Consider the following 20,642-nt stretch of genomic DNA (forward strand, 5'->3'; position numbering starts at 1 on the left):
GCCGCGCGCCCGTGATGGCTTGGCGGCGGCTGGCCACCAGCTCGGCCGCCTCGCGCACCGGCTTGTCCTCGGTGTGGACGTAGTGCATGAACATCGCCACGGTCTTGTGGCCCGTCAGCTTCATTCCCACTTTGGTCGGCACACCGGAATTGGCAATGTCGGTGGTCGAGCGATGACGGATGCCGTGCGTGCCTACGTGCGGCACGCTGGCGGCCTTGAGCGTCCGGCACCAGCCGCCATAGTGCTCGCCAAAGGTCAGGTGCTTGGCCGGGTCGTTCGGCGACGGCAGGACGTAAGGGCAGCCTTCCAGACGCGGCGCCGTCGAAAGCAGCCGATAGGCTTCCTCGCTCATGGGCTTGGAAATGCCGCCAACCTTGCTGTCGGGCCACACCACGCGCCGGTTCTCGAAGTCCAGCCAGCTCCATTCGAGCGGGCAGATTTCGGAGCGCCGCGCCGCAAACTCGAATTGCAGCCGGATCGCCAACGGGATGACGTAGTTCTCCAGCCCCTCCGCCTCCAGTTTCTCCAACTGGCGGAAGATCCGCACCATTTCCTCGTCCACGATGAGCCGGGTTTCCTTGCCCGGCGGGTACATCGGGACGTGGCGGCACGGATTCGTGCCGTCCGGGCGGAAGCCCCAGACTTCGGCCAAGTTGAACATCTTGCGCAGCACGCCGAAGGTCTTGTTGGCCTCGGTCGGCTTGTAGGCCAGCTTTTCCATGAGCCCCGCAATGTCGGGCCGCTTCACGTCATGCACCTTCTTGCGGCCCAGCAGCGGGATGATGTTGCGGTCGATGACGCCCTGGTAGCCGTCCTGCGTGCTGACCTTGTTGCGCTTCTTGGAGTAGTCCTCCATGAACTTTTTGCACAACTCGGCCATCGTGGGCGCCTTGCGCGCCTCGGCCTTGGCACCGCCGGGATCACCACCCCGGCGAACCTCGGCCAGCCAGTCCTGCGCTTTGACCCGCGCCTGTTCGACGGTTAGCTCCCCGTAGAGTCCCAGCGAGGGCTTGCGGGGCTGGCCAGAGTTCGTGCGGTACTGGAGCATGAACACCCGGCGTCCCGTCGAGGTAATCTTGCAAAGGAAGCCGGGCACGACGGTATCCCGTAGTTCGATGTCCTTCGCCTGGGGTTGCGCCGACTCTACGGCGGTCTTGGTGAGCTTGATCTTTGCCATGATGACTCCTTGGAACGACCCGGATTCCAGGAGCCAGATAGGAGCGGCGCGAGGGAGAACCGGGTCAAGTTTCAGAAAGCACCGGCATATGATGGAAGCGCGTAAGCTATTGATAAACCTGCTGTATCGGGCTACGTCGCAGTCCAGCGAACTACCGGGCTGGAGTCATCGTGAAACAAAAAACCCGCCATTGGCGGGTTGATGTAGCGATGATCCGACGCGCGCTACCCCACCGAGGTCCCAGCGGGGCGAATAATCAGGGCGGACGGGCGGCGCGGACGGTTCATGGCACGATGATGCTGGACGCCGGTAAACCTGTCAAACTCCTCCGGCAGCATGATCGCCCTGGTCACGCGCCAGGCCGGATCCTCCTCCATCGCCCCGCAAGGAATCCATGTCCCGCTCCGCCGTCACCCTGCGCCAGGCCACCGCCCGCGACGCCGACGCCATTGCCGCCATGCACGCGGCCAGCTGGGCCGTCACCTATCGCGGCCTGCTGCCGGACGGCTTTCTCGACGCCGGCCTGGCCGACAACCGCATGGTCCATTGGCAGGACCAGATGCGCGAGGCCGACACCGATGCGCAGGCCGTGTTCATCGCCGAACAGGACGGCCAGCCGATCGGCTTCGTCTGCGTCAAGCAGGAGCACGGCCATCCCGGCGAGGTGCTGCTGGACAACCTGCACGTGCTGCCGCCCTGGCAAGGCACCGGCGCCGGCAAGCTGATGGTGGCGCAGGCCGAGGCCTGGGCCCGCGCCCGCGGCGCGTCGCGGCTGTATCTGTACGCGCTCGAAGGCAACACCCGCGCCATCGATTTCTACGAGCGCCAGGGCTGGCGCAACACCGGCACCGAAAGCGACCAGATCGGCGGCATCGAAGTGCAGGCGCGGCGCTACGAGCGGCCGTTGTAGGCCGCGCGGCGCCTGGGGCCATGCTGCTGCCAGCCCGCAGCCCGCCCGCGCCACCCTGCCCGCCCGGATCGCCCGGATCGCCTCAAGCAGCCCCCCACCGCACGTGCTCGATCCGGTCGCGCCCGTTGTTCTTGGCCGCGTACAGCTGCTGGTCCACGGTCCTGATGAAGCCGGCGCGGTCCGCGCGCCCATCGGGCACCACCGTGCCCGCGCCGATGCTGACGGTGACCCGCCTGCCATGCGGTGACAGCGCATGCACGATCGCCTTTTTCTGCAGCAAGCGCTGGCAACGTTCGGCAACCTTGCGCGCGATTTCCGCATCCGCCTCGGGCAGCAGCACGACAAACTCTTCGCCGCCATAGCGCGCCACCAGATCGCGCGGCCCGTCCAATGCCAGGCTCAGCGTCTGGGCGATCTCCACCAGGCATTGGTCGCCCTGTGAGTGGCCGTAGAGATCGTTGTACTGCTTGAAAAAATCGACGTCGAGCAACAACACCGACAGCGGCTTGCGCTCGTTGCCCGCGCGCTCCCACTCCCGTTCAAAACCACTGTCGAAGCGACGCCGGTTGGCAATGTTCGTCAAGCCATCCTTGAAGGACAGGTCCTCCAGCTCCTTCTGCAGGTTCAGCAGCTTTTCCTCGGTCTTCTTGCGCTCGGTGATGTCGAACATGAAGCCGATCAGCGCATCGACCTCGCCGCTGGCGTTGCGCACGACGTGCACAACGTCGCGGATCCATACATAACCGTTGTCCTTGGTCAGCGCCCGGTAGTCGGCCTCATGGTCGACGCCGGCCCGGGATTGGGAGACGCAGAAATTCACCACGTACTCGCGGTCTTCCGGGTGCATGCGCATGGCCCAGTCCTCGACGCTCACCCAGCTGTCCACCGTCCAGCCCAACAGCGCCTCGATCTGGGGACCGATATAGGCGAACTTCATCGTGGCCCAATCGATCTTCCAGGGAATCGCCTTGGTCGACTCCAGCAAAGTTCTGTACACCGCGTTGTCATCTAGCAATCTGCCTTCGTCGGCCATACCCGATCCATCCTCGATCCACATGCACCAGCCACTGTAGCCTGAACCCGGCGCGATCCCTCGACAGGCCGAAAAAAAATTCGCCCGGCGAAGCGGGCGAATCTGGGAACAACGCAGGCTTGCCGCCTGCCGGCAAGGCCGCCTACCTGACCGGCGCCTTGGCCGCGCCCACGTCCTTGCGGACCTTGGCCACGTCCGACGCGCTGACCGCCGCGCCTTCGTTGCCCCAGCTGGCGCGCACGAAGGTCACCACGTCGGCGACTTCCTTGTCGGTCAGGCGCCAGTCGAAGCCCGGCATCGCATACGCCGTGGGCGCCGCCGAGGTCCCCGGCATCTGCGCGCCCTTGAGCACGATGTGGATCAGCGAGGCGGGATCGGCCGAGTTCACGGTCGAGCTCAGCGCGAGCTGCGGGAAGGTCTCCGCGTAGCCCTTGCCGGTGCTGCGGTGGCAGGCCGCGCAGTTGTTCAGGAACGTCATGGCGCCGTCGCTCGTATCCTTGCCGGTGCGCAGGGCCTGCGCCACGGTGTCGTTGTAGGCGAGCGGCTTGGTGGCGTTCTTGTTCACCGGCGGCAGGCTCTTCAGGTAGACCGCGATGGCGTTGACGTCGGCGTCGGTCAGATGCTGGGTGCTGTCCTGCACCACCTGCGCCATGCCGCCGAACGCGGCCGAGTGGCCGTTGCGGCCGGATTTCAGGAAGGCGGCAATGTCCTCCTTGCTCCAGCTGCCCAGGCCGTCGGTCATGTCGCCGCGCAGGTTCTTGGCGAGCCAGCCCTCGACCACGCCGCCGGACAGGAAGGCCGAGCCGTCGGCGTCGGTCAACGCCTTTTCCTGCAGGGCGAAGCCGCGCGGCGTGTGGCAGGTGCTGCAATGGCCCAGGCCCTCGACCAGGTACTGGCCGCGCAGCAGCGCCACCTTGTCGGCGTCGCTGGCCGGGGCGGTGACCGGCGCCGTGACGACATCGGGCGCGAACATCCAGCGCCACACGCCCAGCGGCCAGCGCATCGACAACGGCCAGGTGATGTCGGTGTCCTTGTTGGCCTGCTTGACCGGCTCGACGCCGTGCATGAAGTAGGCGTACAGGGCCTTGACGTCATCCGGCGTGACCTTGGCGTAAGCGGTATACGGCATGGCCGGATACAGCGAGTGGCCATCCTTGGCCACGCCATGGCGCACGGCGCGGTCGAAGTCCTCCAGCGTGTAGTTGCCGATGCCCGTGTCCTTGTCGGGCGTGATGTTGGTGGAATAGATGGTGCCCAGCGGCGACTCGATGCCCAGGCCGCCGGCGAACGGCTTGCCGTCCTTGGCGGTGTGGCAGGCGATACAGTCGCCGGCGCGCGACAGGTATTCGCCCTGCTTGATGCGCTGCGCATCCGCGGTGGCGGGCGTGCCGTCGGCGGCCCAGCCGGTGCCGCAAGCCAGGATCGAGAGCGCGGCAACAATGGTTTTCTTCATCATTGTCGGCTCCTTACGCCTGGACCAGCGGGCCGGGGTTCTTCAGGTACTGGTCGCGGATCGCTTGCGCGGCCCAGTACGCCAGTGCGCCCACCAGGCCGGTCGGGTTGTAGCCCATGTTCTGCGGGAACACGCAGGCGCCCATCACGAACACGTTGGACACGTCCCAGCTCTGCAGGTACTTGTTGACCACGCTTTCCTTGGGGTTGGCGCCCATGATGGCGCCGCCGGTGTTGTGCGTGCTCTGGTAGACCCGGGTGTCGTAGCGCGCGCCCTTCTTGCGCACGGCGACGAAGTGCTTCTCGGGCTTCATGGCCTTGGCCACGTCCTCCATGCGCTTGCCCATGTAGCCCAGCATGTCGAATTCGTTGTCGTGCCAATCGAACGTCATGCGCAGCAGGGGCTGGCCGAAGCTGTCCTTGTAGGTCGGGTCCAGCGACAGATAGGCGTCGCGGTACGACATCACCGAACCGGAGATGCCGATGGTCATGTAGCGCTGGTAGGCGTCCTGCACGCCGGCCTTCCAGGCGGTGCCCCAGGACGGGGTGCCGGGCGTGGTGGGCGTCATCTTGATGGGACGGCCGCCGTAGCGCACGTGGCGGATGCTGGCGCCGCCGACGAAGCCGAGCGGGCCGTGGTCGAACTGGTCGCCGTTCAGGTCATCCATGCCGACGCCGCCGGCGCCGGTGCCGACGAACGGGTTGAGCTGGGTGCCCTTGGGCAGCAGCACGTTGACCGCGCCGTTCATCTGGTAGGCGTAGTTCTTGCCGACCACGCCTTCGTTGGTCTTGGGATCGTAGGGCTTGCCGATGCCCGACAGCAGCAGCAGGCGCACGTTGTGCATCTGGTAGGCCGACAGGATCACCAGGTCGGCCGGCTGCTCGATCTCGCGGCCCTGGGCGTCGATGTAGGTCACGCCGACGGCCTTCTTGCCGGTCGAATCGAGGTTGACCTTGATGACGTGCGAATGGGTGCGCAGTTCGAAGTTGGGCTTTTTCAGCAGCACCGGCAGGATGGTGGTCTGCGGCGAGGCCTTCGAATACATGTAGCAGCCGTAGTTCTCGCAGAACCCGCAGAAATTACAGGGGCCCAGGCGCACGCCGTACGGGTTGGTGTATGGGCCGGAGGCATTGGCCGCGGGCGCCGGATACGGATGGAAGCCCACTTCGCGCGCGGCCTTCTCGAACAGCTGGGCGCCGTAGGTGTTGGCCAGCGGCGGCAGCGGGAATTCCTTGCTGCGCTTGCCTTCCAGCGGGTTGCCGCCCTCGACGATCTGGCCGTTGAGGTTGCCGGCCTTGCCGGAGGTGCCGCAGACGTATTCGAACTTGCTGAAGTACGGCTCCAGTTCGTCGTAGGTGACGCCGAAGTCCTGGATGGTCATGCCTTCGGGAATGAAGCTCTTGCCGTAGCGCGTTTCGTAGCGCGTGCGCAATTCCAGCTCCTCGGGCAGCGTGCGGTAGTGCATGCCGTTCCAGTGGAAGCCCGCGCCGCCGACGCCGGTGCCCAGCAGGAAGGAGCCATTCTGGCGATACGGCACGGCCACGTCGTCGACGCCATGCCGTATCGTCACGGTCTCCTTGGACAGGTCCTGGAACAGCTTGCCGCGCACGGAGTACGCCAGCTCGTCCAGCACCTTGGGATATTCCGCGTCCTTGGGGGTGTCCTGCATGGCGCCGCGTTCCAGCGCCAGCACGTGCAGGCCGGCCTCGGTCAGTTCCTGGCCCAGGATCGCGCCGGTCCAGCCAAACCCGACCAGCACCGCGTCCACTTTGTCTTTCTTGATCGCCATGGCTTACCCCTTATCCCCGGAGATCGACACGGGCCCGTAGGGGTACTTGGCGTTGGGCTGGTCGACCCAGTCCATGTAGTCGCCGCGCGCGCCCGGAAAGCCCACCATCTTCCACCCCACCATGTTCTTGTTGCCGCCGTACATCGGATCGGCGAAGAAGCCCTCCTTGGTGTTGCCCAGGAGGAAGCTGAAGAACGTTTTGGCGGGCACGGTCTCGAACTCGATCTTGCCGGCCTGCAGGTCCTTCAGGATCTGTTCCTGCAGCGGCTTGTCCAGTTCGGCATAGAGCTTGCCGTGGGTCTTCTTGCACCACGCGTCACAGGCCTCGATGCCGTGGCGGTAGACCTCGCGCGGGTTCTGGTTGAGCTGGTAGCCCAGTTCGGGCGCCACGTCGGGATGGAACGGCCCCTGCATGTACCAGAGCTTGCCGTGGCCATAAGGCGTTTCCATCTGGCGATCGATGAACTCCGGCACGCCGGCCTCGATGGCGCCGGGACCGTACTGGTCCGCGGGGATCAGGTGATCGACCGCGGCCACGATGAAGTTCCATTCGGGCTTGGTGAAGTAAGTGGGCTCGTAGGCCTTGGCCGCGCGGGCCGCGCCGCCATCGGCGGCGTTGCTACAGCCGGCGACCACGCCGGCCGCCAGCGTCGAGGCCGGCACGATGGCCAACGCCTGCAGAAACCGCCTGCGCGGCTTTGTGTCTTCTGTCATGGACATCTCCGTGAAAATTCCAAGTCGTCCTAGCGCGCAGCCGAACATGAACTCTGGAAACACGAACTGCCGGGCGGCGCCCTGGTGACAACACGCTCTTCTTCGTTACTGAAAAGCAGGCCGATCCTTGAAAAGGGACGCAAGGAAAGGTGGCCCTCATTATGCGCTTTTCAGACCAACTGATCTGCTCTCCCGACCGTATCAGATCGATTTTCTTGACTTGGGATTTACTTTTGCATTAAGGACACTGTCAGAAGAATGCAAAACAGCCCCTGCTCTGTATAGTGCGCGAGTGCGCGCGCGGCCCGCGCTGGCCCGCCTGCCGCCGGATAACAAACGTTACTCACGGAAACCATTCGATGACGGAAAAGAACAATACCTGGCGCAGCACGACCACCACCCGCAGTTGGACGATATCCAGCGGCCTGTCGAGCGAACACCGCGACGCCATCGAGGCGCTGCGCGGCGCGGGCCTCGGCGACGGGGCCCGCGTCAGTGAGCAATGGCGTTACGCCGGCGACGATGGCGACGGGCCGTTCAATGTCGAGATCAAGGATGGCGCGGTCACGGTGAATGGCCGCCGCTACGACAGCCTGGACGAGGTGCCGCGCGAGGAACGCGAACGCATCGAAGCGCTGCGCAACGGCCTGGCCCACGACGGCTTGTGGGACACGCTGCGCGAGGCCGGCCTGGATATTGGCGGCCTGATGGGCGCGGACGCGCCGACCAGCCAGGCCAAGCCCGAATTCATCATGGAAACGGATATCCCCGACGTGCGCGACGCGGCGCCCGCCGGCGCCTCGGCGGCGGCATCCGGCGTCGACGCATCCGCGCCGGGCGCGGTGCCGCGCGGCGGCAGCGGCCTGCGCCGCATCGTGCTGGTGGCCGTGGTGGTGGGACTGGCGTGGTGGGTGCTGCGCGCGACCGGCGCGGCCTGAAGCGCGGTCCCTTCCCCGCAGGATCGGCCATCAGGGACTGTCCACCCGCGCCATGGGCATGCCGCGCCCCGCGGGCCGGCCGGCTTCAGGTCGTGGTCTGCACGTGCAGGCGGCTGGACTTGCAGCGGTGCAGCGCGCGGTAATGCTCCAGCGGCCGGCCGTTGGCGCCGTAAGCGATCGACTCGATGCGCAACAGCGGTTCGGGCTCGGTCATGCCCAGCAAGGCGCAGGTCTCCGCATCCGGCAGCACCGCGTCGATCCAGCGTTCGGCGCGCACGATGCGCAGGCCGTACTGGCGCCGCAGCACATCGTAAAGCGAGCGGTTGTCCAGGCGGGTGCGATTCAGCCCCGGCGCCAGGTCGGCGGGCACCGCGGTTTCCACCAGCAGCTGCAACTCGCCATCGACGCTGCGCAGGCGCTTGAGCGCGACGACCTGCGCGTCCTCGGCCAGGCCGAGCGACGTCATCTCGCGTTCGCTTGGCGCGCGCAGTTCCTGCAGCAACACCTGGGTGCGCACGGTGCGGCCCTTGCGCTCCATCTCATCGGAAAAGCCCAGCACGGTCGAAACGAAGTCCTCGTCGCGCTCGCGCGCCGAGACGAACGCGCCCTGCCCGCGGATCTTGTAGATCAGGCCGTTGCGCACCAGGTCGGCCAGCGCCTCGCGCACCACAATGCGCGAGATGCCGTACTGCTCGCCGAACTCGGCCTCGGTCGGCAGCTTGGCGCCCACGGCCAGCTCGCCCTGCAGGATCTTGCCGCGCACCACGTCGCGGAACTGGGTCCATAGCGGGGCGCCGGCGCTGCGGTCCAGCACGGTGTCTTCGGTCGGAGTAAGGCTGCTCATAACGTGATGGGACTTGGAATCGAAGCGGAAAATTGAACACGGTGCCGGTCCCGCAGCGTATCGATGCAGGCCTGCAATTCTTGCTCGCGCCGCGCCGCGCTCCAGCCCAGCTCGGCCGCGGCGATGGCGGCCAGCTCGGCCGCCAGCGCGGCGGTGACGCGGCCGCGGATGGCCAGCAGCGTGCGGCGGATCACCAGATCGGCCAGGTGCTGCACGGCCGTCTCGCGGCACAGGAAACGGACCTCGGCCGCCGAATGGTCCGGCGCGTGCCGCAGCGGCGCGTCGCCTTCGGCGGCGAAACGCGCCGCCAGCGCCTGCGCGCGGGAACCATAGCGGTTGACCAGTTCGGCCACGCGCGCGCGGCCCAATCCGCTGGCCTGCGCGATGCCGTCGACGAAGCGTTCCCGGGCCGGCGCGTCGGCGGGCATATCCGCGCCGCCGCCGATGGCCAGGCTTTCGGTGGACCGCGCGCGCGGGCGGCCCAGTTGCCGCAGCACCGCGTCGGCCGCTGCCTGCGCCAGCGAACGGAAGGTGGTCCACTTGCCGCCCACCAGGCACACCAGCGGCACCTCGCGCGCGCCATTGGGCGGGTCGATCGCCACCGCGTGGTCGCGCGAGATCTGGCCGGGCTTGTCGGCCCCGGACTGCGCCAGGGGCCGCACGCCGACGTAAGTGTAGACCACGTCGCCGGGACCGAAATCCAGGCGCGGAAAGACCTCGCGCAACACGTCCAGCAGATAGTCGACCTCGGCCGGTTCGGTGGCGGCCTGGTCGGGATCGTCGACCGGAATGTCGGTGGAGCCGACCAGCACCCGGTCCAGGAACGGATAGACGATGCAGACGCGGCCGTCCGAAGCCTCGAAATACGCCATGCGGCCGCGCAGGGCGTCGCGCAGCGCGGGATGGTCCAGGATCAGGTGCGACCCCTTGGTGCCCATGACGCGCGAGCCGGCCCCTTGCAGCGCGCTGGCCGAGCGGTCGAGCCAGGCGCCGGTGGCGTTGACCACGGTGTCGGCCGTGACCCGCACCGATTCGCCGGTGAGTTCGTCGCGCAGCGTCACGCTGCGCCCCTGGCAGGCGGTGACGCTGCAATAGTTGGCGGCGGCCGAGGCCGGCTGGTCGCGATGGCCGTCGTGGATCAGCTCCAGCACCAGCCATTCGGGATGGCGGATCCAGGCGTCGTAGTAGGTCGCGGTCCAGCGCACCGCGGCGCCGAACAGCGCGCCGTCGGCAGCCGGCACGCGCGCGATGCGGTGCTCGGGCATGACGCGCTGGCGCCGGCCCAGCCGGTCGTACAGCCGCAGGCCCAATCCCACCACGCACAGGCCGCGCGCGCCGGGCGAGGCGCTGAAGCCCGCGAAGCGCAGCACGCTGCCCACCAGGCCGCCGAAGCGGCTCGACAGCGGCACCACGGTTTCCAGCGGCCGCACCAGGTGCGCGGCGTTGCGCAGCAACAGGTTGCGTTCGCGCGTGGCCTCGGCCACCAGCGAGAACGCGCCGCTCTCCAGATAGCGCAGGCCGCCATGGATCATGCGCGACGGCGCGCTGCTGGCGCCGGCGGCGATGTCGGCCTTGTCGACGATCAGGCAATCCACGCCTTGCAGCGACAGGTCGCGGAACACGCCGGCGCCGTTGACGCCGGCGCCGACGATCACGGTCGAGAAATGGCGGCCCGCCAGCGCCGCCGGGCGCGCGTAGACCGAGGCGCCGGGGGTCATCGCGCCGCTCCCGAGAGTTGGCCGAAGGCCGGCGCCAGGCTCTCCACCACGCGGTGGAACTGTCCGTAGAAATCGGTATGGGCCGCCTGCTCATGCGGATCCGGCGCCACCTGCTCGCACGGCGCCGGCAGGCAATCGGCGGCGTCCAGCCCTTGCGACAGGGCCGCATAGCCGGCCGCGCCGCGGGCGCCCGTCTCGTCGTCGCCGCAGCGTTCGACCGCGTGGCCGAGAAAGCCCGCCAGCAAGCGCGCCATGCGCTGGTCGCGCGCGCCGCCGCCCAGCGCCGCCACCCGGCCCGGCGCGCCCAGGCCCAGGGCCGCCAGCCGCTTCAGGTGCCAGGCATGCCAGGCCGCCACGCCATCGACCACGGCGCGCGCCATGTGGGCGCGGGTGTGCTGCGCCTGCAGCCCGACGAAGCCGGCGCTGGCGCCCGCGGGCCAGTTGCCGCCATTGATGAACGGCAGGAAGCGCAGGCCCTCGGCGCCCAGCGGCACGGACATGGCGCACTCGACCACGGCGGCGGCGTCGGCGAACTGCAGCGCGCGCGCCGCCCAGGCGACGTTGGCCATGGAAGACGGGCTGTTCTCCAGGTACAGCCGCCGCGCCGGGTCGCCAAAGCTGACGATGGCGCCGACCTCGGGCTTGGGTTCACGCGTGGGCGCCACCACGGCGTTGACGCACCAGGTGCCCAGCACCGCCACCGCGTGGCCCTGGCGTTCCGCGCCCACGGCCCGCAGCGAGGCCAACAGGTCGATCGCGCCCATCGCCACGGGGATGCCCGGCGGCAGGCCGAAGGCCGCCGCGGCGGCCGCCGACACCCGCCCGACCACGCTGCCGGCCGCCACGATCGGCGCCGGCGCGCGCGCGCCCAGGTCGGCCAGGCCGGCGGCCTCGAACGCCAGTGACGACCAGCCGCCATCGCGCAGCGCCAGCAGGCCCGCCGTGCTGGCGTCGCTGGCGTCGGTGGCGATCTCGCCGGTCAGGAGGAAGGTCAGGTAGTCCTTGGCGAACAGCAGATGGCGGGCGCGGTCGCGCAGCCCGGGATCGGCGCCCAGCAACTCGGCCGCGATCAGCGAGGACTGGCCCGACCATGGCCGGCAACCGACCTCGTCATACAGCGCATCGCCCGCGCGTTCGCCCAGCGCGCGGGCCCGGGCCGCGGCGCGCTGGTCGGTCGAGGCCACGGCGCGCGCGCCCAGCAACTGGCCGCGCGGGTCCAGCAGATACAGCCCCGCGCCATGGCCGGTGCAGCTCAGGGCGCGGATGTCGCGCACCCGCGCGCCGAGCTGATCGGCCACGCCCTGCAGCGCCCGGGCCAGCGCCGCCACGATGGCGTCGGCGGCCAGCTCGCAGCCGCCCTGCGGCAATTGCCGGTAAGGCAGCGCGCCGCCCGCGGCCGCCAGCGTGGCCCCGCTCCCGGCCGCGAAGGCAACCGCCTTCAGGCCCGTGGAGCCCATGTCGATCCCGAGGTAGATGTCTGTTCTCATGTCATAACATTGTCTACGGAATTTTTTTGGAGAATAGCAGTGTTTCCCCTAGTAATCTAAAAATTTCGACTGCCATATAGTGCAGCGATCAGGGCAACGATGTCATAACAACTAATCAGCCCCAAGACGCATCATCAGCAGGTTCCCGGGCCGCAAGCCCACTGGATCAATGCAAGGACGAGGAGCGGAGAACATGAGACGAGATTTCCTGAAGACCGTGGCGGCGGCGGGCGCGGGCCTGGCCAGCGCCAATGCCTTTGCGCAGTCCGCGCCGCAGGCCCCCGGGCTGCGCGGCAACGCCAATGACGTCTACGTGATGAACGTGATGGTGTCGGGCGTGGAGTACTGGTTTCCGGTGTACGAAATGATGAAGCAGCTGGGCCAGTCGCTCGGCGTGCGCACGCGCTATTCCGGCACCCCGGAATACGACGTCAACAAGCAGCTGGCCTCGTTCGAGCAGGAACTGGCGCGCAAGCCGGCCGGCATCCTGCTGCATCCGATGAACCCCGATCCGTTCATCGAGCCCATCAACCGCGCCGCCGCCATGGGCATCCCGGTGGTGACCTTCGCCGCCGACTCGCCCAATTCCAAGCGAGTCTCGTTCGTGACCTCGGACAACGAGCGCGAAGGCGCGCAGGCGGCCGACGCGATCGCCGCCGCGCTGGGCGGCAAAGGCGAATACGCGGTGCTGGAGAACCCCGGCCAGGACAACCACGACCGCCGCATCGCCGCCTTCATCAACCGCATGAAGACCCAGCACCCCGGCATGAAACTGGTGGGCCGCGCGGCCAGCAACCAGGATCCCAACAAGGCCTACCAGGCCACGCTGAGCCTGGCGCAGGGCAACCCCGGCCTGGGCGCGCTGTTCATGCCCGAGGCCAACTCGGCGCTGGGCGCGGCCCAGGCCAGCATCGAGACCAAGAAGAACATCAAGGTGCTGTGCTGCGACGTCAACGCCAAGATCCTGGACATGATCAAGTCCGGCGAGGTCTACGGCTCGGTCAACCCGAACCAGGGCGTGCAGGGCTACATGGGCATGATGCTGCTGTTCCTGGCGCGCAACCAGCAGCTGATCGACCCGATGAACGACGCCAGGCGCAACGGCACCAACCCGATGGCGGTGCCGTTCCTGGACAACGGCCTGTCGATCGTCAGCAAGGCCAACGCCGACGACTTTTATTGGGACAAGTACCTGGCGCGGCGCGGCACCAAGGGCATCAACGAATGACGGCGGCCGCGCCCCTGCTGGAGCTGCAGGGCATCAGCAAGCACTTCGGCGCCTCGCAGGCGCTGGCCGGCGTGCGCTTCTCGCTGCAACGGGGCGAGATCCACGCCCTGTGCGGCGAGAACGGCGCCGGCAAGTCGACGCTGATGAAGATCATCGACGGCATCCACCAGCCCGACGACGGCGCCATCCTGCTCGAAGGCCGGCGCGTGGTGATCGACGGCCCGGCCCACGCCATGCGGCTGGGCATCGGCCTGGTGCACCAGGAAATCGCGCTGTGCGGCGACGCCACGGTGGCCGAGAACCTGTTCATGCCCCACATCAACACCCAGCGCGGGGCCTGGATGGACTACGCCGGCCTGAACCGGCGCGCCCGCGAAGTGCTGCGGCGGCTGGGCCAGGACATCGACCCGGGCCTGCGGGTCGACCAGCTGGGCATCTCCAGCCAGCAACTGGTCGAGATCGCGCGCGCCCTGACGCTGGACTGCAAGGTGCTGATCCTGGACGAACCGACGGCGGCGCTGACCGAAGTCGAGTCGGCCGCGCTGTTCCGCGTGCTGCACGGGCTGAAGGCGCAAGGCATCGGCATCATCTACATCAGCCACCGCATGGCCGAGATCTTCGCGCACTGCGACCGCGTCACCGTGCTGCGCGATGGCCGCGACGTGCACTGCGGCGCCCTGTCCGAGCTGACGCCCGACGCGCTGGTGCGCCGCATGGTCGGGCGCGACCTGGGCAACTACTACCCGCCGCGCGCCGCCGACGGCGGCCAGCCGCCCGAAACCGTGCTGGAAGTCACGGACCTGGACGACGGCGCGCGCGTGCACGGCATTTCGTTCACGTTGCGGCGTGGCGAGATCCTCGGCATCTCGGGGCTGATGGGCGCCGGCCGCAGCGAGCTGGCCGAAACCGTCTGCGGCCTGCGGCGCGCGCGCCGCGGCTCGGTCAGCCTGCGCGGCCAGCCCCTGCGGCTGCGGCGCTATGCCGACGCCCTGCGCCATGGCATCGCCTACCTGAGCGAGGACCGCAAGGCCGCCGGCCTGTTCCTGGACATGCCGATCGAGCGCAACGTGTCGTCGATGGCGCTGGCCCGCATCAGCGGCCGCTTCGGCCTGTTGCGGCGCGCCGCCGAGCGGCGGCTGGCCGCCGAGCTGGGCGCGCGCCTCAAGCTCAAGGCCGCGAGCGTCGAGCAGGACGCCAGCTGCCTGTCGGGCGGCAACCAGCAGAAGGTCGCCATCGCCAAGCTGCTGGCGACCCGCCCCGCCGTGCTGCTGATGGACGAACCGACGCGCGGCGTGGACGTGGGCGCCAAATCCGAGATCCACCACCTGCTGCGCGAACTGGCCGACCAGGGCGTGGGCGTGGTGGTGATCTCTTCCGAACTGCCCGAGATCATCGGCCTGTGCGACCGCGCGCTGGTGATCCGCAACGGCGCCCTGGCCGGCGAACTGGCCGCGGCCGACATGACTGAAGAAAAGCTGCTGAGGCTGGCCTCCGGCCTGGGCGCACAGGAGACGCCATGATGACCCTTCCCCCCTCCCCGCCTTCGGCCGGCGCGATGCTGGCGCCCGGCGCGACCGCGGCCGACGCGCCGCCGCGCCTGCGCCACCGGCTGGCCAGCCTGCGCGAAGCCGGCCTGCTGCTGATCATCGCCGCGCTGTGCGTGATCATGAGTTTCGCCTCGCCCCACTTCCTGACCTGGGAGAACGTGCGCGCGATGCTGCTGTCGTTCTCCATCGAGGGCATCGTGGTCGTGGGCATGACCTTCCTGGTGATCGTCGGCGGCATCGACCTGTCGGTGGGCTCGGTGGTGTGCCTGGCCATGGTGGTGACCGGCAAGCTGTTCCTGATGGGGCTGGACCCGTGGACCGCGGGTCTCGCGGCGATCGCGGCCAGCGCCGCCATCGGCGCCCTGATCGGCGGCTGCGTCACGCGCATCGGGCTGAGCCACTTCATCGCCTCGCTGGCCTTCATGGTGATCGTGCGCGGGCTGTGCCTGGCCATCACCCAGGGCACGCCGCAATCGCTGTTCTCGCTGCCGCCGTCGTTCAAGTTCATCGGCCAGGGCAACGTCGCCGGCATCCCCGCCGTGATCCTGATCTTCGGCGCCATCGTCATCGCCAGCGACTTCGCGCTGCGCCGCTCGGCGCTGCTGCGCAAGGTGTTCTACACCGGCAGCAACGAAAAGGCCGCGCTCTACGCCGGCATCCGCACCGGCCGCGTCAAGTTCTGGGTCACCGTGCTGTGCTCGGCGCTGGCCGGGCTGGCCGGCGTGGTCTACACCGCGCGCTTCGGCGCCGCCACCCCGACCTTCGGCGTCGGCATGGAGCTGAACGTGATCGCCGCGGTGGTGATCGGCGGGGCCAGCCTCAAGGGCGGCTCGGGCACCGTGCTGGGCGCGGTGCTGGGGCTGGCGCTGCTGTCGGTGGTGACCAGCTCGCTGATCCTGCTGGACGTGTCGCCGTACTGGCAGGACGTGGTCAAGGGCCTGATCCTGCTGGGCGCGGTGACCGTCGACCATCTCATGAACGTCAAGAAGGGACATCGATGAACACCATCACGCTGGGAACGTCCGGCATCCGCTGCCAGTCCGTCGGCCTGGGCACCTGGGCCATGGGCGGCTGGATGTGGGGCGGCAACGACGACGCGGCCGCCATCGACGCCATCCGCGCCTCGCTCGACGCGGGCGTGCAACTGATCGACACCGCGCCGGCCTATGGCCTGGGACATGCCGAGACGCTGGTCGGCCGCGCCCTGGAAGGCCGGCGCGGGCAGGCCATCGTCGCCACCAAATGCGGGCTGGTGTGGCACACCCGCCAGGGCCGCCATTTCTTCGACGAGGCCGGCCAGGCGGTGCACCGCCACCTGGGCCGCGACTCCATCTTCCACGAGGTCGAACAGAGCCTGGCGCGCCTGCGCACCGACTACATCGACCTGTACATCACCCACTGGCAGGACGAGACCACGCCTGTGGCCGAGACCATGGCCGCGCTGCTCGACCTGAAGCGCCAGGGCAGGATCCGCGCCATCGGCGTCAGCAACGTCGACGCCGCCACGCTGGCCGAGTACCTGCGCCACGGCCCGGTCGACGCCATCCAGGAGCGCTACAGCCTGATCGACCGCGAGATCGAATCGACCCTGATGCCGCTGTGCCGCGATCACGGCGTCGGCATCCTCGGCTATTCGTCGCTGGCGCTGGGCCTGCTGGCCGGCCCGATCGACCCGGCGCGGCAATTCACCGGCGACGACCAGCGCGCCGGCAACCCGCGCTTCGGCGCCGCCAACCGCGCCCGGCTGGCGGCGTTCTTCGACGAACTGGAGCCGCTGCGCCGGCAACTGGACTGCCCGTTTTCGCAACTGATGATCGCCTGGACCACGCGGCCCGGCGGCGTCAGCGTGGCGCTGTGCGGCGCCCGCGACGCGCGCCAGGCCACCCAGAACGCCCGCGCGGCCCTGCTGCGCCTCTCCCCCTCCCACATCGCCGCCATCGACGCGGCCGCCCGGCGCCACCTGCAAGCGCTGGACTGAACCAGGAACCCGCATGCCCCACCTCAAGCAAGCCCGCCTGAACCGCCTTTTCACCGCCGGCCGTTGCCTGGACATCGCCGTCGACCATGGCGTCTGCAACGAACCCAGCTTCCTCGACGGCCTGGAGGACATGCCCGCCGTCATGGCGCAACTGCTGGCCGCCGGCCCCGACGCCATCCAGCTCAACTACGGCCAGGCCGACCTGCTGCAGCACCATCCCGCCCGCGCCAAGCCCGCGCTGGTGATGCGGCTGGACATGGGCAACCCCTACAACGCCATGATCCACCGCGTCATGTGGGCGGTGCTGCAGAACGAGCACGACCCGGTGCTGCCCGCGGTGCAAATGGACGCGGCCTGCGTGGTCGTCAACCTGTTCATGCTGCCCGGCGAGCCCGACCTGTTCCGCCAGTGCGTCGCCAACATCGCCCGCGTGCGCGCCGACTGCGAGCGCTACGGCATGCCGCTGATGATCGAACCGCTGGTGATGGCGCCGCATTCCGAACGCGGCGGCTACATGGTGGACGGCGACGCCGACAAGATCGTGACGCTGGTGCGGCTGGCGCGCGAGATGGGCGCCGACATCGTCAAGGCCGATCCCACCACCCATGCCGGCGAGTTCCACCGAGTGGTGCAGGCCGCGCGCTGCCCGGTGCTGGTGCGCGGCGGCGGCCGCGAGGACCTGCGCCAGGTGTTCGGCCGCTCGCGCGAACTGCTGGACCAGGGCGCCGTGGGGCTGGTGTACGGCCGCAATGTGTATCAGCACGCCGATCCTTCGGCGGTGGTGCGGGCGCTGATGGCCATGATCCACGACAACGCCGACGCCGCCCGCGCCTGGGACATCTACCAGGCCGGCGGCGGACGCCGCTGAGTCCGCGCCGGATGGCGGCGGGCTCCACCGCCAGACCTCCGCCTTTTCGGCAATAGTCCTGTCATCGACCACGCGCTACGCTCTTCGCACCTTGACGGAGGTGCCCATGAAGCTGCCGGTCGAACTGCTCGCCCAAGCCACCGCCGCGTACCCCAGGCGCGCCGACGACATGGCCGCGCTGCGCCAGCGCAACGCCGCCGAGTCCGCCCTCCAGCTCGACGGCCCCGCGCATTTCGCCCGGCGCCGCGCCATGATCTCGGCCAACGCCCGCGAAAGCGCCGACCTGGCGTTCGAGCGCTACATCGGCGCCAACGACCTGCTGCCCAGCAACTACCTGCTGTCGGGCCATCTGCACGCGCGCGCGGTCGGCCGCATCCGCTACCTGGACCGGACGACGCGCCGCGCCGCCTACGCCACCGGCTTCATGGTGACGCCGGAACTGATGATCACCAACCATCACGTCTTCCCGGTGGCCACGGCCGCCGAGTTCGCCGCCTTCGCCGACGGCGCGGTGATCGAATTCGGCTACGAATACGACGTGCTCGGCCGGCTCCAGGAACCGGTGGCCCACGCCCTCGACCCCGAGACCTTCCTGCACACCCACGCCGCGCTCGACCTGGCGCTGGTGGCGGTGCGCCCGCTCGACGTCGGCGGCCGCCGCCCGCTGACGGACCAGGGCTACCTGGTGCTGGACGGCGCGCTGGGCAAGGCCGGCGCGGGCGACTACGCCACCATCGTGCAGCACCCCGACGGCCGCGAGAAGCAGGTGGCGCTGCGCAACAACGAGATCGTCGACAACAGCCTGGCCGACGTCCTGATCTACCAGAGCGACACCGCGCCCGGCAGCAGCGGCGCCGCGGTCTTCAACAACGAATGGCAGGTCATCGCCCTGCACAGCGCCGGCGTGGCCAGGCAGGACGCCTCGGGCAACTACCTGGACCGGGACGGCCAGATCATCCCGGTCGAGAACGGCCGCGTCGACGAATCGCGGCTGGTGTGGCTCAGCAACCGCGGCATCCGCGTCAGCGCCATCGTCGCCTACCTGCTGTCGCCCGCCAGCGGGGTGGACCCGCACCCGCTGATCCAGACCCTGCGCAGCCCCGCCTACACCAACGCCCGCCCCTTCACCGCCGCCGCGCTGCCGCCGATGCGCGAATTGGGGCTGGCTCCGCCGCCCGCCGCGGCTCCGGCCACGCCAGCGGCCCCGGCGCCGATCGAGATCCGCATCCGCATCAGCGCCGACCAGCCCGTCGCCGTCCAGGCGCTGACGGACGGCGCCGCCCCGCAGGCCCTGGCCTACGAAAAGAAGGCCGAGGACGAGCAGGACTACTCGGCCTGCCTGGGCTACGACGACCAGTTCATGGGCATCCGCCTGCCGCTGCCCGCGCCCAACGCGGCCCTGCGCAAGAAGCTCGCGCGGCGCGGCGACGCGCCCGCCGACTTCGTGCTGAAGTACCACCACTTCAGCACCCTGCAGCACGCCGTGCGGCGCGTGCCCGTGCTCAGCGCCATCAACGTCTACGGCAAGCAGCGCTACGCCGAGCTGGACGACAGCACCCGCAAGGACCGCTGGCTGCGCGACAACCGCATCGACTACGACGCCCAGCTGGACGACGCCTGGTATGCCAAGAGCGGCTTCGATCGCGGCCACCTGTCGCGCCGCGAGGACGCCGAATGGGGCCCGACCCTGGCCGCCGCCAAGACCGCCGCCGACATGACCTGTTCCTACGCCAACGCGGTGCCGCAGGTGCCGGCGTTCAACCGCGCCATCATGGGCTACCACGGCCAATGGGGCCGGCTCGAACAGATGCTGCTGGAACAGGGAGTGGAAGGCGAGTCCGGCAAGAGCGCCCGCATCTGCGTCTACAGCGGCCCGATCTTCCTGAACGACGATCCGGTCTACGCCTCGGTGCAGGTCGCGCTCAGTTGCTTCAAGGTGGTGGCCTGGTTCGACGCTCGCGGCGCGTTGCGCGCCACCGGCTTCCGGCTGTCGCAGGAGAAGCTGGTCGACGGCATCGACTTCGAGGTGCTGCATTTCGACAAGCTGTTCAAGATGCAGCAGAAACCGCTGGCGTGGATCGAGGGCGCCACCGGCCTGGCGTTTCCGCAGGCGCTGCGCGACGCCGACACCCATGACGCGGCGTCCGAAGCCGTCGACGACGACGCCATCGAGCGGCTGCTGAGCCTGCCCGAGCCGATGCGCGACTAGCGCATCGCGACGTTGCGCCCGGGTCAGGGCCGCTCAGCCACGGCCGCGCCAGGCGATGGCCAGCGCGGCCGCGCCGAGCGCCGCCGCCACCCCGAACGTCAGCGCCATGCCGCGCGCCACCGCCGCCGCCGAGGCGCCCGCCAGTTCGGCCGCGCCCGCCCCCAGCGCGAACACCGCGCCCATGACCGACGCCCCGGTCACCAGCCCCAGATTGCGCGACAGGTTCAGCATGCCCGACACCAGGCCGCGCTGCCGCGCGTCGATCGCCGCCATCACGCCCGTGTTGTTGGCGGCCTGGAACGTCGCATAGCCCGCGGTCAGCAACACGATCGGACCGATGTAACCCGCCACGCCCAGCGTCGCCGGCGCGGCCGCCAGCAGGGCCGTGCCGACGGCGAGCGCGGCCAGCGCCGCGCGCGTGATGCGCCCGGCGCCGTAGCGGTCCACCAGGCGCCCCGCCGGCACGCCGCACAGCGCGCTGACCAGCGGCCCGGCCGACATCGCCAGCCCGGCCCGCGCCGGACTCAAGCCCAGCGCCTGGGTCAGGTAGAACGGGCCGACGACCAAGGTCGCCATCATCACCGTGGACACCAGCGCGTTCATCGCCAGTCCTGCGCCCAGGCGCGGTTGGCGCAGCAGCGCGGGATCCAGCAGCGGCGACGCCGTGCGCGTCTCGACCCGCAGGAACAGCCAGCCCGCCGCGAGCGCGGCCAGCAGCAGGCCGGCGTTGAGTCCGCTGAAATGGCCGC

17 protein-coding genes are annotated in these 20,642 nt (G+C 69.2%); 8 read left to right on the top strand and 9 right to left on the bottom strand.

Annotated features, from left to right (window positions below):
- The coding region (locus AOZ53_RS14455) for a tyrosine-type recombinase/integrase (RefSeq protein WP_054488282.1) at nt 1–1,177 on the bottom strand (1,177 nt) is incomplete at its 3' end.
- Nucleotides 1,178–1,571: 394 nt separating this feature from the next.
- Between AOZ53_RS14455 and AOZ53_RS14460 the strand changes: the two genes are divergently transcribed.
- Nucleotides 1,572–2,087, top strand: a complete 516-nt coding sequence (locus AOZ53_RS14460; protein ID WP_054477008.1) for a GNAT family N-acetyltransferase — start codon at nt 1,572–1,574, stop codon at nt 2,085–2,087.
- Nucleotides 2,088–2,169: 82 nt separating this feature from the next.
- Here the strand turns inward: AOZ53_RS14460 and AOZ53_RS14465 are convergent, their stop codons facing one another.
- From AOZ53_RS14465 to AOZ53_RS14480, 4 genes are all read right to left on the bottom strand, one after another.
- Entirely contained in the window at nt 2,170–3,120 is a 951-nt protein-coding gene (locus AOZ53_RS14465) for a sensor domain-containing diguanylate cyclase (RefSeq protein ID WP_054434688.1), read from the bottom strand.
- A 142-nt stretch (nt 3,121–3,262) separates the two neighbouring features.
- Nucleotides 3,263–4,576, bottom strand: coding sequence for a c-type cytochrome (locus tag AOZ53_RS14470; RefSeq protein ID WP_054434686.1), 1,314 nt, complete (start codon nt 4,574–4,576; stop codon nt 3,263–3,265).
- Between the two features lie 10 nt (nt 4,577–4,586).
- Nucleotides 4,587–6,362 (bottom strand): GMC family oxidoreductase, encoded by a 1,776-nt coding sequence (locus AOZ53_RS14475; RefSeq protein WP_054434684.1) that lies wholly within the window; start codon nt 6,360–6,362, stop codon nt 4,587–4,589.
- A 3-nt stretch (nt 6,363–6,365) separates the two neighbouring features.
- The gene (locus AOZ53_RS14480) at nt 6,366–7,076 is read right to left on the bottom strand and encodes a gluconate 2-dehydrogenase subunit 3 family protein (protein WP_054488284.1); all 711 of its coding nucleotides are present in this window, start codon (nt 7,074–7,076) and stop codon (nt 6,366–6,368) included.
- 359 nt (nt 7,077–7,435) lie between these two features.
- Between AOZ53_RS14480 and AOZ53_RS14485 the strand changes: the two genes are divergently transcribed.
- A complete protein-coding gene (locus tag AOZ53_RS14485; RefSeq protein WP_054434682.1) occupies nt 7,436–8,014 on the top strand; it encodes a hypothetical protein in 579 nt (192 codons plus the stop codon).
- 85 nt (nt 8,015–8,099) lie between these two features.
- Here AOZ53_RS14485 and AOZ53_RS14490 read toward each other — a convergent pair whose 3' ends face one another.
- Genes AOZ53_RS14490 through AOZ53_RS14500 form a run of 3 tightly spaced genes read right to left on the bottom strand, consistent with a single transcriptional unit; the run spans nt 8,100 to nt 12,063 of the window.
- Nucleotides 8,100–8,858: a GntR family transcriptional regulator gene (locus AOZ53_RS14490; RefSeq protein WP_054434680.1), complete on the bottom strand. Its 759-nt coding sequence runs from the start codon at nt 8,856–8,858 to the stop codon at nt 8,100–8,102.
- Nucleotides 8,855–10,576: a glycerol-3-phosphate dehydrogenase/oxidase gene (locus AOZ53_RS14495; RefSeq protein ID WP_054434678.1), complete on the bottom strand. Its 1,722-nt coding sequence runs from the start codon at nt 10,574–10,576 to the stop codon at nt 8,855–8,857. The genes AOZ53_RS14490 and AOZ53_RS14495 overlap by 4 nt, the downstream gene beginning before the upstream one ends.
- The gene (locus tag AOZ53_RS14500; protein WP_054488286.1) at nt 10,573–12,063 is read right to left on the bottom strand and encodes an FGGY family carbohydrate kinase; all 1,491 of its coding nucleotides are present in this window, start codon (nt 12,061–12,063) and stop codon (nt 10,573–10,575) included. Before AOZ53_RS14500 ends, AOZ53_RS14495 begins: the two co-directional genes overlap by 4 nt.
- A gap of 193 nt (nt 12,064–12,256) precedes the next feature.
- Here AOZ53_RS14500 and AOZ53_RS14505 point away from each other — a divergent pair, with 193 nt between their 5' ends.
- The 6 genes from AOZ53_RS14505 to AOZ53_RS14530 all read left to right on the top strand — a co-directional run bounded on the left by AOZ53_RS14505 (nt 12,257) and on the right by AOZ53_RS14530 (nt 19,893).
- Nucleotides 12,257–13,291: a substrate-binding domain-containing protein gene (locus AOZ53_RS14505; protein ID WP_054434676.1), complete on the top strand. Its 1,035-nt coding sequence runs from the start codon at nt 12,257–12,259 to the stop codon at nt 13,289–13,291.
- Complete coding sequence (locus AOZ53_RS14510) at nt 13,288–14,811, top strand: sugar ABC transporter ATP-binding protein (protein ID WP_054488288.1); 1,524 nt, start codon at nt 13,288–13,290, stop codon at nt 14,809–14,811. Before AOZ53_RS14505 ends, AOZ53_RS14510 begins: the two co-directional genes overlap by 4 nt.
- Before the next feature lie 35 nt (nt 14,812–14,846).
- Nucleotides 14,847–15,839, top strand: a complete 993-nt coding sequence (locus AOZ53_RS14515) for an ABC transporter permease (RefSeq protein ID WP_054434734.1) — start codon at nt 14,847–14,849, stop codon at nt 15,837–15,839.
- The gene (locus AOZ53_RS14520; protein ID WP_054488290.1) at nt 15,836–16,816 is read left to right on the top strand and encodes an aldo/keto reductase; all 981 of its coding nucleotides are present in this window, start codon (nt 15,836–15,838) and stop codon (nt 16,814–16,816) included. The genes AOZ53_RS14515 and AOZ53_RS14520 overlap by 4 nt, the downstream gene beginning before the upstream one ends.
- A gap of 13 nt (nt 16,817–16,829) precedes the next feature.
- A complete protein-coding gene (locus AOZ53_RS14525; protein ID WP_054434670.1) occupies nt 16,830–17,684 on the top strand; it encodes a class I fructose-bisphosphate aldolase in 855 nt (284 codons plus the stop codon).
- 106 nt (nt 17,685–17,790) lie between these two features.
- A complete protein-coding gene (locus tag AOZ53_RS14530; protein ID WP_054488292.1) occupies nt 17,791–19,893 on the top strand; it encodes a DNA/RNA non-specific endonuclease in 2,103 nt (700 codons plus the stop codon).
- A 33-nt stretch (nt 19,894–19,926) separates the two neighbouring features.
- Here AOZ53_RS14530 and AOZ53_RS14535 read toward each other — a convergent pair.
- The coding region (locus tag AOZ53_RS14535) for an MFS transporter (RefSeq protein ID WP_156333396.1) at nt 19,927–20,642 on the bottom strand (716 nt) is incomplete at its 5' end.

The sequence above is a fragment of the Achromobacter sp. 2789STDY5608621 genome, from assembly GCF_001299375.1.
Taxonomy (GTDB): Bacteria; Pseudomonadota; Gammaproteobacteria; order Burkholderiales; family Burkholderiaceae_B; genus Achromobacter; species Achromobacter insuavis.